The sequence below is a fragment of the Acinetobacter sp. YH12155 genome (genome assembly GCF_013418255.1).
Taxonomy (GTDB): Bacteria; Pseudomonadota; Gammaproteobacteria; order Pseudomonadales; family Moraxellaceae; genus Acinetobacter; species Acinetobacter indicus.
In genome coordinates this window covers 112,617-126,742 of sequence record NZ_VPCK01000005.1, presented here as the reverse complement: position 1 = coordinate 126,742, position 14,126 = coordinate 112,617, and the positions used below count along the sequence as shown (strand labels likewise).

The 14,126-nt window shown below is 47.8% G+C and carries 14 protein-coding genes and 4 tRNA genes; 5 read left to right on the top strand and 13 right to left on the bottom strand.

Going from position 1 to position 14,126, the window contains the following annotated elements; translation table 11 throughout:
• The first annotated feature begins 108 nt into the window (after positions 1–108).
• Positions 109–600: a DUF1289 domain-containing protein gene (locus tag FTU86_RS04760; RefSeq protein WP_160241541.1), complete on the top strand. Its 492-nt coding sequence runs from the start codon at positions 109–111 to the stop codon at positions 598–600.
• Positions 601–649: 49 nt separating this feature from the next.
• Positions 650–1,267, top strand: a complete 618-nt coding sequence (locus FTU86_RS04755; protein ID WP_171261342.1) for a LysE family translocator — start codon at positions 650–652, stop codon at positions 1,265–1,267.
• 70 nt (positions 1,268–1,337) lie between these two features.
• Here the strand turns inward: FTU86_RS04755 and panD are convergent, their stop codons facing one another.
• From panD to FTU86_RS04700, 11 genes are all read right to left on the bottom strand, one after another.
• Positions 1,338–1,718, bottom strand: coding sequence for an aspartate 1-decarboxylase (panD, locus tag FTU86_RS04750; RefSeq protein WP_075167216.1), 381 nt, complete (start codon positions 1,716–1,718; stop codon positions 1,338–1,340).
• 134 nt (positions 1,719–1,852) lie between these two features.
• Positions 1,853–2,437, bottom strand: a complete 585-nt coding sequence (gene pth / locus FTU86_RS04745) for an aminoacyl-tRNA hydrolase (protein ID WP_016659905.1) — start codon at positions 2,435–2,437, stop codon at positions 1,853–1,855.
• Between the two features lie 19 nt (positions 2,438–2,456).
• On the bottom strand, positions 2,457–2,753 hold the full coding sequence (gene rplY / locus FTU86_RS04740; RefSeq protein WP_005176167.1) for a 50S ribosomal protein L25: 297 nt from the start codon (positions 2,751–2,753) through the stop codon (positions 2,457–2,459).
• A 99-nt stretch (positions 2,754–2,852) separates the two neighbouring features.
• Positions 2,853–3,806: a ribose-phosphate pyrophosphokinase gene (locus tag FTU86_RS04735; RefSeq protein WP_005176171.1), complete on the bottom strand. Its 954-nt coding sequence runs from the start codon at positions 3,804–3,806 to the stop codon at positions 2,853–2,855.
• Between the two features lie 36 nt (positions 3,807–3,842).
• Positions 3,843–3,917, bottom strand: a tRNA-Gln gene (locus FTU86_RS04730).
• A 91-nt stretch (positions 3,918–4,008) separates the two neighbouring features.
• Positions 4,009–4,083: transfer RNA gene (locus FTU86_RS04725), tRNA-Gln, on the bottom strand.
• A 19-nt stretch (positions 4,084–4,102) separates the two neighbouring features.
• Positions 4,103–4,177 (bottom strand) — tRNA-Gln (locus FTU86_RS04720).
• A gap of 26 nt (positions 4,178–4,203) precedes the next feature.
• A tRNA-Gln gene (locus FTU86_RS04715) sits at positions 4,204–4,278 on the bottom strand.
• Positions 4,277–5,107 carry a 4-(cytidine 5'-diphospho)-2-C-methyl-D-erythritol kinase gene (ispE, locus tag FTU86_RS04710; protein WP_005176175.1) on the bottom strand — a complete coding sequence of 277 codons (831 nt, stop codon included), beginning with the start codon at positions 5,105–5,107 and terminating at the stop codon, positions 4,277–4,279. The genes FTU86_RS04715 and ispE overlap by 2 nt, the downstream gene beginning before the upstream one ends.
• Positions 5,108–5,119: 12 nt before the next feature.
• Complete coding sequence (gene lolB / locus FTU86_RS04705; protein ID WP_016659907.1) at positions 5,120–5,698, bottom strand: lipoprotein insertase outer membrane protein LolB; 579 nt, start codon at positions 5,696–5,698, stop codon at positions 5,120–5,122.
• A 5-nt stretch (positions 5,699–5,703) separates the two neighbouring features.
• Positions 5,704–7,416, bottom strand: coding sequence for a tetratricopeptide repeat protein (locus tag FTU86_RS04700; RefSeq protein WP_035363052.1), 1,713 nt, complete (start codon positions 7,414–7,416; stop codon positions 5,704–5,706).
• 78 nt (positions 7,417–7,494) lie between these two features.
• Here FTU86_RS04700 and hemA point away from each other — a divergent pair, with 78 nt between their 5' ends.
• Positions 7,495–8,778 carry a glutamyl-tRNA reductase gene (hemA, locus tag FTU86_RS04695; protein ID WP_016659909.1) on the top strand — a complete coding sequence of 428 codons (1,284 nt, stop codon included), beginning with the start codon at positions 7,495–7,497 and terminating at the stop codon, positions 8,776–8,778.
• A gap of 35 nt (positions 8,779–8,813) precedes the next feature.
• Here hemA and FTU86_RS04690 read toward each other — a convergent pair whose 3' ends face one another.
• Positions 8,814–10,712, bottom strand: coding sequence for a DNA primase (locus FTU86_RS04690; protein WP_160241540.1), 1,899 nt, complete (start codon positions 10,710–10,712; stop codon positions 8,814–8,816).
• A 460-nt stretch (positions 10,713–11,172) separates the two neighbouring features.
• The gene (locus FTU86_RS04685) at positions 11,173–12,156 is read right to left on the bottom strand and encodes an outer membrane protein assembly factor BamD (protein WP_160241539.1); all 984 of its coding nucleotides are present in this window, start codon (positions 12,154–12,156) and stop codon (positions 11,173–11,175) included.
• Positions 12,157–12,227: 71 nt separating this feature from the next.
• On the opposite strand from FTU86_RS04685, the gene rluD reads away from it, so the two are divergent.
• Positions 12,228–13,280 (top strand): 23S rRNA pseudouridine(1911/1915/1917) synthase RluD, encoded by a 1,053-nt coding sequence (rluD, locus tag FTU86_RS04680; RefSeq protein WP_104470400.1) that lies wholly within the window; start codon positions 12,228–12,230, stop codon positions 13,278–13,280.
• Between the two features lie 64 nt (positions 13,281–13,344).
• A complete protein-coding gene (gene pgeF, locus FTU86_RS04675; RefSeq protein WP_005176194.1) occupies positions 13,345–14,094 on the top strand; it encodes a peptidoglycan editing factor PgeF in 750 nt (249 codons plus the stop codon).
• The last annotated feature ends 32 nt before the right edge of the window (positions 14,095–14,126 follow it).

Sequence of the window (14,126 nt, the reverse complement as noted above, 5' to 3'; positions counted from 1 at the left end):
TTAAATCTGCGATAGAGTCGGCTATGATGCCTATCCTCGCCTATGATTTTACCAAAAGTAATACGGCCGCATTCAGGCCGGCATTACTGCGCTTTTCTGGAGTATATTTTGAGTACGGATCGTCGAATCGCCTCATTGACCCCGTGTGCAGGCCGCTGCTCTACGGTATTTGGTGATTCAGTGTGTCGTGGTTGTCGTCGTTTTAATCATGAAGTGATACGCTGGAATGGCTATACCTCCGAACAGCAAACGGCTGTCTGGCAGCGTCTGGATGCCCAGTTGGACCAGATTCTGGTACCAATGTTGCCATTTTCCCGTTTGCCGCAGGTAGAGCATTTTGTGCTGTCGAAGCGGGTGCGTTTACGTCCTGATGCCAGCGCAGGCCGCAAGTTATATCATGCGCTCAAGTTATGTGAAAAAAACAAGCATCTGGCCGATGACAGTGGCCTTGGCATTCAGGCCGCGCAGGTTAAACCACTGTGGCAGGAATTTGAGCGTCGGGTACTGGCACTGGCGACCGCGAGTTATGACCTGGCGTTTTTACGTGCCGATGGCATTAGCCAGCATTTATTAAAAGTCAGTCTGGAAGAGGATGACTAGTTTTTCATCCTAAGGTTTAAGCAAGAGTAGCGCAGGAGTACCACAGATGATCAATATGGCTGAATATCTGTTGTACTGTCTGGCGGTGGTGATCATGATTGCCACCCCGGGCCCGGTGATGATGCTGGTGATTGGTGCCGGACTCAAAGGGGGATACCGGCGGGCGTTTCAGACCATTGTCGGGACCAATTTAGCTTCTTTGCTGTTAATTGCCTGCTCGGTGCTGATTTTAAAAGGCATCTTCAATATTCAGGCCTTCTGGCTGGATTTAATTAAGCTGCTGGGCTGTGTCTATATTGCCTATTTGGGGGTGGACATTCTCAAGGAAAGCAGAGCTATTGCCGGACCGAAACTGGAGATGGCCAGCGCTGTAGGCGGATTTCGGCAGGGTTTTCTGGTCGGGATTTCCAATCCGAAAGATATTCTGTTTTTTAGTGCCTTTTTCCCGCAATTTATTCAGGTCACCAATCATTTTAATGACAGCTTAATCTTGCTGACCGCCAGCTGGATTGTGCTGGATTTTCTGACTTTATCCTTGTTGTATTTGGGTTTTTATCGTTTAACGCTATCACGCGGTTATCGGTCGGTGCTGGCGCTGTGCGGTGCTCTTTTAATTCTGATTGCGCTATATGGTCTGATTAGCACAGCAGGGCAGTATCTGTTTTAAATGATCCATGATCTAGATGCTATAAAAAAGCCCGCAATGTGCGGGCTTTTTCGTAGGATGATCTTAGGTCTTAAGCGACTTGTACCGGAATACAGTTGGCGGTGTGGCTCACGGTGTTGTCCGGGTTGGCATATACCAGACGTGGTTTATGCGCATTGGCTTCTGCTTCAGTGAAATCACCGAAAGTCGCAATAATGATGATATCGCCGACATCTGCCTGATGTGCTGCGCCACCATTGACTGAAATGATGCCTGAATTGTCTTCACCACGAATCGCATAAGTGGTAAAGCGTTTGCCGTTGGTCACGTTCCAGACGTGAATTTCTTCGTATTCGCGAATGCCAGCTAAATCCATAAGTTTGCCATCAATTGCACATGAACCTTCATAATGAAGTTCCGCATGTGTCACGAAAGCACGGTGAATTTTGCATTTTAATAAACGAGATAGCATGGCTAGCGTCTCCTTAGTGGACCTAAGATCTTTATCTTATGGTTGAATCAATCACTGCGACCGAATCAGCCGACGAGCGCATTTTGCGCCCAATTTTGCCAGATGGCAAGCAGGATTGTTCAACAATTATTAGGTTATTCGTTGGGTTTATAGGCATTAATCTGGTTCATGGCTTGCTGAATCTCACCATTGACCAGTAATTTCATGCGAGACAGCGCGTGGCTGAGGGCATCGTCCATCAAGCCTTGTTCCTGACTTGGGGCTTTGCTGAGCACATGACCGGAAACACGTTCTTTAGACCCCGGATGACCAATACCAATGCGTAAACGGTGGAAATTTGGACCGGTGTGTGGAACGATGTCACGTAAACCATTATGACCACCATGACCGCCGCCAGTTTTCAGGCGAATAATCCCCGGATTCATATCCAGTTCATCATGGGCAATCAGCATGGCTTCAGGTGCGATTTGATAGAATTTGGCGAAGGGCACAACACTTTGACCGGAACGGTTCATAAAGGTTGTTGGTAATAGCAGACGAACGTCCTGACCTTCAATATTACCGCGACCGCTGATGCCTTTGAATTTCGGATCAGCTTTTAAAGAGATGCCATATTGATCTGCAAGGCGTTCAACAAACCAGAAGCCTGCATTATGGCGGGTTTGGGCATACTCAGCACCTGGGTTGCCCAAACCAACAATCAGTGAAATATTTGACACTAATTTACACCATTAACACTTATGCGCGTTTGAAGTCAGCGTGCATTGGTGTGTTTTTAGCAGGGTGACGTTGTAACGCTTGGATTTTCACGTTTTCAACTTTGTCGCCTACTTTGATTTCTACAACTTCTTCAAAGAAAGCATTGCTTTCTAAAGCTTTTACAAGCTCACGAAGTTCTAAAGTTACTGCTACTGGCTCAGCGTCGCCACCATAAATGATAGCTGGAACTTGAGCAGCGTGACGAAGGCGGCGGCTCGCACCTTTCCCTTGGTTAGCTGCTTCACGCGCTTGAGCGTTTAATACGAAGTTTGCCATGATAGACATCCTATTTCAGGTTAAATAAACCAGACCTGCGACCGATCTGGTGATAGAAAGCCCTGCATAAAGCAGGGCTTTTGAAAATTTAGCGCACTATTATAGATAAGAATCGAACATTGCGCTAATAGATTCTTCGTTGTTAATACGACGAATTGTTTCAGCAACCATGCTTGCGACTGAAACCTGACGAATCTTGCCAAGGTTTTGAGCTTCTTCTGATAATGGAATGGTGTCAGTAACAACCAGTTCATCAATCACAGAATTCTTTAAGTTCTCAATCGCTTTACCAGACAGCACCGGGTGAGTAGCATAAGCAACCACTTTACGCGCACCAAAAGTTTTGAGTGCATCTGCTGCTTTACACAGGGTACCTGCGGTATCGACCATGTCATCCACGATGACGCAGTCACGATCTTTCACATCACCAATCAAATGCATCACTTGTGATTCATTGGCTTTTTGACGACGTTTATCAATGATCGCAAGGTCGATATCCCCCATTTGCTTGGCAACAGCACGGGCACGTACGACACCACCCACGTCAGGTGAAACCACCATCAGGTTGTCGTGTGACTGCTGGCGTAAGTCAGCAAGCAGCGCTGGCGTACCGTAAATGTTGTCTACAGGAATATCGAAGAAACCTTGAATCTGGTCAGCGTGCAGGTCAATCATCACCACGCGGTCAATACCGACAGTGGTCAACATATCTGCAACCACTTTTGCAGTAATTGGCACACGGCTTGAACGAGGACGACGATCTTGACGGGCATAACCGAAATAAGGAATCACGGCAGTGATACGGCCAGCACTTGCACGACGCAATGCATCTGCCATCACCAGGATTTCCATCAGGTTATCATTGGTTGGGGCACAAGTAGGCTGAACGATGAAAACGTCTTTACCACGTACATTCTCGGTAATTTCTACAGCAATTTCACCGTCAGAAAACTGACCGACTGAGGCAGCACCTAAAGGAATGTGAAGATGGCTTACGACTTTTTGGGCGAATTGTGGATGCGCAGTTCCACTAAAAACGACAAGATTGGGCATGAAGCACCCTTGGCGGTTGGAATGTATGGAAATAGATGGCAGGGGTAGCTGGATTCGAACCAACGAATGGCGGGATCAAAACCCGCTGCCTTACCACTTGGCGATACCCCTAATGCGGCAGAACTTTAATATTTTTGCTGGTCGATGTCAAGGTAAATTAACAGCAGAACAGCAAACCAATGCTCTGTCTTTTTCGAGAAAATGGCAGGGGTAGCTGGATTCGAACCAACGAATGGCGGGATCAAAACCCGCTGCCTTACCACTTGGCGATACCCCTAAATTTGATGACTGTAAGATGGCAGGGGTAGCTGGATTCGAACCAACGAATGGCGGGATCAAAACCCGCTGCCTTACCACTTGGCGATACCCCTAATACAGTACATCTACAGGTGAAAAATGGCAGGGGTAGCTGGATTCGAACCAACGGATGGCGGGATCAAAACCCGCTGCCTTACCACTTGGCGATACCCCTATTCAACTTTGAAATGAATTAATGGTGATTCGGCTAAACTGTGGACCAGGTAAGCTTTACATGGTGCCTGAGCCAGAATCTCATCAATCTTCATTTCTGAAGTCACTTCAATAAAAACACAGGCACCTGTACCTGTAAGCTTGGCAACTCCGAACTGATCCAGATATTGCATGGCTTCATCGACTTCAGGATATAAGGCTCTGGCCAGTGGCTCAAAGTTGTTTCCGAAATCAGATGGCTTCAACTGATAGGCGCAAAATTTAGATGGCTTCGTATCTCTTGTCAACGTTTTTTGTGAAAAAAGCAGTTGAGTGCTGATAAAACAGTCAGGTTTTAGCACTATGTACTGTTTTTGTTCTAAGTCTATGAATGTTAAGTGTTCACCAATACCTTCTGCCCAGGCATTGCGGCCATGGACAAAAATCGGCACATCGGCGCCCAGTTGCACCCCTAAATCGGCCAGCTGCTCAGAATTGAGTCCACATTGCCACAGTTGGTTCAGCACAATGAGGGTGGTGGCGGCATTGGATGAGCCACCACCAAGTCCGGCACCCATAGGAATCTGTTTGTCCAGCCGGATTTTTAAACCGGTCGGCGCTTGGGCAAAAGGTTTTAAGATCTGCGCCGCCCGATAAATCAGGTTCTGTTCCAGATCGACTGAATTTAAACCGTCGATCTGAATCTCGGCTGTATCCAATGGCTCAAATTCAAGCCAGTCGTAGAGATCGATCAGCTGGAAAATGCTTTGCAGTTCATGATAGCCATTTTCACGGCGGCCAGTAATATGCAAAAACAGGTTCAGTTTGGCAGGTGAGGGAACACGAATCATGACAGCACAAAATTAACGGTTTTGGATCACCATTGTAATACGGTTCTCCTGACCGGATTCAAATGTTTGCTTTAAAATTAAACGGTTTGGCAAACGCGCCTGTTCGTTATAGCTTAAATCAACGGTCCAGCCATCTTCTAGAAACTGGGTTGGACGACGCTGGCTATCGTAAGCGACTTTGGCCTGTGTGGTGGCCGGACGTGCCTGCACCCAGTCAATGATATGACTGATTGGCGCTTGCCAGCCGGTGGCCCGCTGCAGCAGTTCTTCGGCTGTTGCTGCCTGAATGGTGCCGGTTTTGGCGCTATTCAGTGTGACTTGTCCCGGCTGGCCGGAAATCTGTGTTTTACCGACGCCTAAAATGCCGCTTAGTTCAATATCAAACTGTTCCTGCTGTTGCAGCCAGTTAAAAAAGGCGCTGCCTGACTGCTGTGGTGTGCGTACCCCGATTTTTCCTTGCAGATGAAACTGATTTTCTGCCTCAACCATTGGGCTTGCGGGTGTTTGCGGTTGGGTGAACTGCTGACAACCACCCAGCACCAGGGTGCTGACCGTGACAAGACTAAGACTGAGTTTGGAAATAAGTTGCATGCGTATTAACTCTGAGGGCTGTGTTGCGGTAACAATAACGAATGAAGCTGTTCTAATTGCGGATCATTTGGATATTTTTGTTGGAGTTGTTGTAAAACTTGACTAAATTTTGTCAAATTGCCCTGCATATACAGCGCCTTGGCATAACGGACCCCAATTTTGACTGTTGCACTTAAGGCAAAAGCCTTTTCCAGCACCTGGGCAGAGGTGTCAAAATCATTTTGCAGATAGCTGATCAGGCCTAAAGTATCCAGAATTGAGGCCTGTTCCGGGGCGAATTCCAGTGCCTGTTCCACATACTGGCGTGCTTCATCCAGCCGGCGGTTTTGCAGCGCCAGGGTATAGGCATAGGCATTTAAATAAGTCGGACTGTTCGGCTCGACCTGTAACAGCTTTTTCAGCAAGCGGTCCAGTTTGTCTTTGTCCTGATAAGGGTCTAGCAGCAACACTTCTGAATACAGCAGTTCCGGATCATCGGGTAAATTGCGGATGGCTTCATCCAGCAGTCTTAAGGCGGCAGTCTTGTTGTTCATGCGCTTTAGAATTTCCGCCTGAGCCTGATATAAAAAACTGGCATGCTGCGGATAATTGACCCGTTCCTGGGTTAAAAAGCGTAAGGCTTCATGCTGGCGGCTTTGCTGGCTATAAATATTGATCATGCTGCGCCGCGAAACGGTATACAGGCTGCCATCGACCAGACGGTAATAGGCTTTGGCGGTTTCAAAATGCTGTTTACGCTCGGCATTGACCGCCAGATAGTAATAGGCTTCATTTTGATACTGGTTGGAATAGCGCAACTCGACCAGATATTTCTCGGCCTTTTCATACTGCTTCAAGTCAATACTGGTCAGACCAGCCAGAAACAGGGCTTCATCTTCCTTTGGCCATTTTTCCAGCATCGCTTCCAGTTTGGTCAGGGCCAATTCCGGCTGATTGGTTTTTAACAGATATTTGGCTTCAGCCAGACGTACTTCCAGATTGTTTTTATGTTTGCGGCTGGATTTGGCATACCATTCCTGGGCAGCTTTCGAGTCTTGCAGCGCACTTAGCAGGCTGGCTTTGAGCAGGATATAACCGGTCACTTTCGGACGTTTGCGTAGCACCCGGTTGACCGTTTCCAGCGCTTCTTCTAACTGGCCATTCTGGGCTTTTAAACCGGCAATCAGAATCAGAATTGAGGGATTATCTTTTTCTTTGCTGGTGCGTAGTGCCTGAATCAGAAACTCACGATCTTCTGGCGACTCCGGGGCAATACCGGCCAGAATCTGTTCTAAATCGGCAGTGGCATCAATGGCCAGAATCTTGTCCAGGGTTTCAGCGGCCAGGTCATATTCATGCGCTTTCAGGGCAATATGCGCCAGATAAAACAGGGCTGGAACATCTTCCGGTTCCTGAATCACCCAGTGGGTGGCAATGTCCAAAGCTGCATTTAAGTCATTGTGTTCCAGTGCAATATTCAGTGCGCGCTGTTTAATACTGGTTGAATTACTTTTAATTGCCAGTACAGTATAGTTATGTAAGGCGGTGGCCACGTCATTTGAGGCGAGGGCAAATTCCGCCACCATGCTTTGTTTTATGGCATTCAGATTTGTAGGTGCATGGAAAAAATCTCCAGATGCTCTAATATGAGCACTAGAAGCCATGCTACCCACGAGTAAGATTGTGGTAGAATATTGCTTAATTGTCGCGCCGCTAAGCCGGCTGGTTGTTTGACGCAATTTTTCTTGATCCAAGTAATGCTTTTTATGACACCGTTATTGCACAATAGCATAAATTTAGCGAAATGATGATCTGATATGTCTTTCTTTGCATTGGGTGTCAACCATCAAACCGCCTCTGTAGAATTGCGTGAGCAAATTGCTTTTAACCCTGAAAAGTTAACTCAATTACTTGCCGAACAAAGCCAGAGCCACCTGTTAAATGACATGGTGGTGGTTTCTACATGTAACCGAACTGAAGTGTACGCCATGTCTGACCATGCAGACACGGTGCTGGGCTGGCTCGCCCAGGTAAATGGTCTGGATGTCAAACAACTACAAAATCACGTTTATCGCTATGAAAATGCGCAGGCTGTCACCCACTTAATGCGCGTTGCCAGCGGCCTCGATTCCCTAATGCTCGGTGAACCGCAAATTCTGGGGCAGGTCAAATCGGCCTTATCTTTGGCCAAAGATGCCCACACGGTTTCGCAAGATTTAAACCATATTTTTGAATACGCCTTTTATGCGGCCAAACGGGTGCGTTCTGAAACGGCAGTCGGCAGTCATGCGGTGTCCATGGGCTATGCAGTAGCACAGTTGGCGCTACAGGTGTTTAGCCATCCGGACAAGCTGACCGTGCTGGTGGTGGCGGCAGGTGAAATGAACAGTCTGGTGGCCAAACATCTGGCGGAAATGGGCGTGGCCAAGGTCATGATCTGCAACCGCACCCGTGCCCGTGCTGAAAATCTGGCCCAGGAAATTGCCCATCGGGTAGAAGTTGAAATTATTGAATTTGAACAGCTGGCAGAACATTTGCATCGCGCCGATGTGATCTCCAGCTGTACCGGCAGCCTGCATCAGGTGATTGGCTATAAAGAAGTCAAAGCCGCGCTGAAAAAGCGTCGTTACCAGCAGATGTTGCTGGTCGATCTGGCTGTTCCGCGTGATATCGACCCGAAAGTCGAATCACTAGATGGTGTGTATTTATACGGTGTCGATGACCTGCAAAGCGTGATTGATGAGAATCTGGCACAGCGTCGTCAGGCCGCGGTAGAAGCCGAGGTGATGGTGAATCAGTTGGCGACCGAACTGGTAACCCAGCAAAAGGTCAAAAGTGCCGGCAGTACCATTCAGGCTTATCGTGAGCAGGGTGAAACGTTACGTCAGGAAGAACTGCAACTGGCGATGGCGCGAATTGCCAAAGGTGAAAATGCGGCACAGGTGTTACAGGAATTTTCTTACCGTTTGACCCAGAAATTACTGCATCCCACCTCGATTGTGCTGCGTCAGGCGGCCAAAGCCGAAGATCCGGAATACTTTGAAATGCTGCAAAGCGAACTGCAGCAGGTCAGTGCCAAGCGGCGTAAATCTAAACGCTAAGCCATTGTGATGGTTTAGCATTGTTTTAATGCCGCTTATTCTTCCAGTAAGGTCAGAGAACGTTTTTTGTCAATCTGATAAATCTGATGTTTCAGATTACGCATTTCTTCAATACTGCTAAATTTCTTCGAGCGGATTTTTTGCTGTAAGAAATGGTATTGCAGTTTAATGGAAAAGTCTTCGGCCAGCTTATCGGCTTTCTCCGGCGAAGTGGTGTAATCGCCGACATTGGCCTGCTGTAAAATGCGCTGTAATTCGTAGTGATAAGCCGCACAGGCGCCTAGCACATAGTATTTGGCCAGTTCTGGGTCATCCGGTAATTCATCAAAAATTCCGTTAAAGATTTGCAGGATTTTGGCCAGTAACTGATCGGCCGGAATCAGTGCGCGTAACGGTTCAAAATGAATATATAAATACGGATGGTTGATCAGAATCGCCACCACATATTCTTCGGCATCAACCTTGGTGCTAAAGCTGAGTGAGGCATCATTATTGGTATGTGGCTGCCATTTGCGGTTAAAGCCGAGCTTCTCGCGGAAAAACTGTTGCAGCAGATAACGGTAAGAGCCAGTTTTCGGTAACAGTTCGGTCAGCTGTTTTAACTCACCCATCACCTGACTTTTGCCTTCGGGCTTGCTGATATCATGGTTTTGACTTAAATGCGCAAACACAAAATCAGACAGTAGCGGTGCCTGATCGAGCAGGCGGCGGAAATTTTCAATACCTTCACGGCGGATCAGCGAGTCTGGGTCATGATCATCCGGCAGTACAAAAAACTTCAGTTCACGGCCATCATTCAGCAGGGGCAGGGCAATTTCCAGCGTACGTCGCGCTGCTTTCTGACCTGCGGCATCACCATCAAAGGCAATGGTAATGCGCGAGTTCTGCTTAAACAGAATATTCAGGTGTTCGGTATTACTGGCAGTCCCCAGCGTTGCCACGGCGCCATAAATGCCATATTGCTGCAGCGCAATCACATCCATATAGCCTTCCACCATCAGCCAGTCCTGGGCTTTCTGTTTGCGGCCTTCGTATAGGCCATATAACAGCTGGTTTTTGTGGAAGACTTCCGAATCGGGCGAGTTGATATATTTCGGCTTGATCTCGTCATTGAGCGCACGGCCACCAAAACCGACCACACGCCCTTTGTGATCGCGGATCGGGAAAATCACCCGGTCCCGCAGCAGGTCAAAATCACGGCCGGAATCGCTGGTACGAATCAGCCCCAGCAGTTTTAAACCTTCAATATCTTGCGGAAAGGCTTTTTCCAGATGCTGCCAGTCTTCCGGTGCATAGCCCAAACGCCAGAACTGGATGGTCTGTGCGCTTAAACCGCGCTGGCGAAAATATTGCTGTGCCGACTGGCTGTGCGGTAACTGCTGTTCATAAAACTGTGCCACATTTTCCAGCAGATCAAACAGGTTGCCTTCCTGCACCGCCTCCTGATCAAAATCCGGATACTGTTCAAAACCGGCAAAGGGATCATCTGCTGGCTGGAACTGCTCAAAAGGATCAAAATGTGCAGCAGGGACTTGATCAGTTTCGGTCGGTGTGGGTGTTGCTGGCGCGGGTGCAGTTTTGGCCGGTGGCTCCGGTTTTTTGGCCTCGCGTTTATAGACCAGTTTTTTGCTGTCCTGATTGTCTTTTGGCAGCTCGATACCGGTCTGACTGGCCAGATCTTTCATGACATCGACAAAGTTACGGCTGTCGATATCCATTAAAAAGCGAATTGCATTGCCGTTGGCCTGACAGCCAAAGCAGTGATAATACTGTTTGTCGCGATAAACGTGGAAAGACGGGGTTTTTTCCTGATGAAATGGACAACAGCCCGAATAGGTCCGCCCGGTTTTTTTCAGTTTCACGCGCTGACCAATCAGATCGACAATGTCGGTCCGATCCAGAATCTGATCAATCGTGTGTTGAGGAATAGCCATACTGTTTTTATCGGGTCGGTTAAGCGGTAGGTCGAACAGATCGACAGGGTATAGAGATTACAGTGTATTGTTTCCTTTCTATCCGGTTTTGCGTGTTCAGGCAAGTGGCCAAGATAAAAGGGCAAGTATAGTAACGTATGCTTTATATTTTGCAAAATTGAAAAACAGGTTAAAAGCTCTATCCTTACTCGCTATTTTTCAAAGCTGTACTTGTGTTAGGACAATAAAGGGAAGAAAAAAATTTTATTTTAAGTGTGTTGGGCCTCTATTTTCATTCGGCCTGTTAAGGGCTTTGTATGGAGAATTTCCTACTTTGGAAAGACCCAAAGTAGGCAAAAGTCTTTGTTCCCCATACACAACATCCTTGTTGTGATGGGGAACGTGTGGCATCCCTGCCACATCCGCGTATCCAATGGAATGTTTAAATCAAATTTAAGACAGTCATGGATGTTAATTATGTTTACTCGGCCGCTTCACTGTTTTCCTGTTTTTCAGGACGGTCCAGCAAACCAAAACTTAAACGGTTGGTCCAGCTACGTGGTTCTTCCTGCTGGTTGGCCAGTTTTTGCTGCTGTTCGGTGGTGGCCTGTGCTTCACGACCAAAAATACCCAAAGTCGCACGGTTTAGCCAGCTACCTTCATTCCGTGCAGCACGCAGGTTTACAGAGCCCTCGGCTTTAACCAGATTTGGATAGTTCAGTTTTAACAGGTCAATATACTGTTGTGCAGTGGCACGGTCACCCAGTTGGGTATAACCATAGGCTGCGGTGGCAATTGCTTCCGGAATCTGTGGGGTTTGCGGATAATGTTCGATTACCCAGAGTGAACGTTCCACCGCGGCGACCCAGGCCTTACGTTTAATATTAAAACGTGCCGCATTCATTTCCGCTTCTGCCAGCTCTTGCCCGATAAACTGCATACGTTGTGCAGCATCCACAGCATAGGTGCTTGATGGATAACGGCGAATGAAATCGACAAAGTTCTGATAAGCCACTTTTAAATAGCTGACATCACGATGCGCCTGTTTTAACGAGGTATAACGGATTAAACCATCATAGTTCTGTTCCATATTGGCCACGCCGCGCACATAGTAGGCATAGTCAGCATTTGGATGCTGCGGGTTCATCCGGATAAAACGGTCGGCCAGTGCGACTGCACCTTCATAATCTTTTTGCTGGAATTTTGCATACAGCAGCTCAAGTTGTGCCTGCTGGGCATATTCACCGGTAGGATAATAGGTTTCTAATGCTTCAAGATGCTGGATAGCATCGGTATATTGCCCGCGTTCCAGTGCTCGTTCTGCTTTTTGAATATAAACTTGTTCGCTAGATTGCGGACCTGTATCGACCACTTCTTTTTTTGGATTACTGCTACAGCCCACGATTGCAGATGCAACGCCAAGTGAAAGAGCTAGCATGGTAATTTTATAACGTGGTAGCGACATAAAAATTCCTCTGTTATTACGGGCAATGAGCTACAATTGCGCTATTAAACCACTTTTGTCTGAATGATCAAATGTCTCAAGCACAATCTTCCAATTCCAACATCCCTGAAACTGACTTCAATTTACTTGATGATTCTGAGGATGCAGATAATCATACTTCAGACCCAACTGCAACACGTTTATCGTTGCAATTTCAACTGGATGAAAGCTATCTGGGGCAACGTATCGACCAGGTTGCAGCTCTCATCTGGAGTGATTTTTCACGTGAAAAACTGAAACAGTGGCTAAAAGATGGCCATTTGTTGGTGAATGGTAACACTGTCAAACCAAAGTACAAGTGCGAAGGCAATGAACTGTTAAGTTTAAATGTTGAACTTGAAGCACAGACCAACAGTCAGCCTGAAAACATCCCTTTAGATATTGTCTATGAAGATGATGATATTTTAGTGATTAATAAACCGGTTGGCATGGTGGTGCATCCTGGTGCGGGCAATATTACCGGCACACTGGTCAATGCCTTGCTGTTCCATTATCCAAAATCGGCAGAATTGTCACGTGCCGGGCTGGTACATCGTATTGATAAAGACACCAGCGGTTTGCTGGTGGTGGCGAAAAATCTGGAAGCGCAGTTTGACCTGAGCAAGCAGCTGGCCAACAAGTCGGTGTACCGGATTTATGACGTGGTGGTATATGGCAATATCATTGCCGGCGGCACCATTGATGAACCGATCAAGCGCCATCCGGTCGACCGTGTCAAAATGACAGTGCTTCCGGGCGGGAAAGATGCCGTGACGCACTATAACGTGAAAGAGCGTTTCCAGCATTTCACCCGGGTTCAGGCGCGTCTGGAAACCGGCCGTACCCATCAGATCCGGGTTCATTTCAGCTATATTGGTCATGGTCTGATTGGCGATCCGGTGTATATGCCACGTGTGCGTGTGCCGGCTGGAGCCTCCGAGCTGCTGAATGAAACCTTGCGCGGTTTTAAACGTCAGGCACTGCACGCGGCCAAACTGGGGCTGGTGCATCCACGTACCAAACAGGACATGATGTTTGAAGCGCCGTGGCCGGAAGATTTCAGCCAGCTGGTGGATGTGTTGCGTAGCGAAAACGCTGCCTATTAAACCGTTCTGCGGCGTTGAGAAAGTATGATCTCAACGCCGCTTTTAAGTGAACACAGGAGCTGAGATGCAATTTATTCAGGGATTACCGGCACAGGTTTATGTGGCGCAAACGCGGATTCAGCATCAGCAGGCCTTGCCAGCGCAAGTACCGGAACTGGCCGGTTTTAACCTGGCCTTGCATGTGCAGGATGCAGCGGAACGGGTGCAGCAGCATCGTATGCTGTTACTGGAACAGCTGGCCGAATACGGTGTTAATACAATCAGCTGGATGAACCAGACCCACAGCACCTTGTGTCATGTGATAAATGATGAGCTGCATTTTAATGCACCGGAAGGCGATGGACTGGTCACGCAGCGCAAAGGCCATGCCTTAATGATGATGACCGCCGACTGCCTGCCCATTGTGCTGGGCAATCAGGATGGCACTGAAGTGGCCAATTTACATGCCGGCTGGAAAGGTCTGGCACAGGGTATTGTTGAAAATACCATTGCCGCCATGCAGCACCCACCGACCTGGGCCTGGTTAGGCGCGGCCATTAGCCAGCCGTGTTTTGAGGTAGGGGCCGAAGTAAAGCAGGTATTTTGTGAGAAATATCCCGCATTAAGCAGCGCCTTTCAGGCAGGGAAACAGGCCGGAAAATTCTATGCCGATTTATATGCGATTGCCCGCTATATCCTGACCGAGCAGGGGGTAACCACCATTTTAGGTGGTGATCAGTGTACCTATCGGCAGGCCGAGGAGTATTATTCGTATCGTCGTCAGGCCAAAACCGGACGCATGGCAACATTCGTTTTTATCGCTGATCAATGCTAAACTTGACTGAATTATTGGGTTTTTAAAGTTTC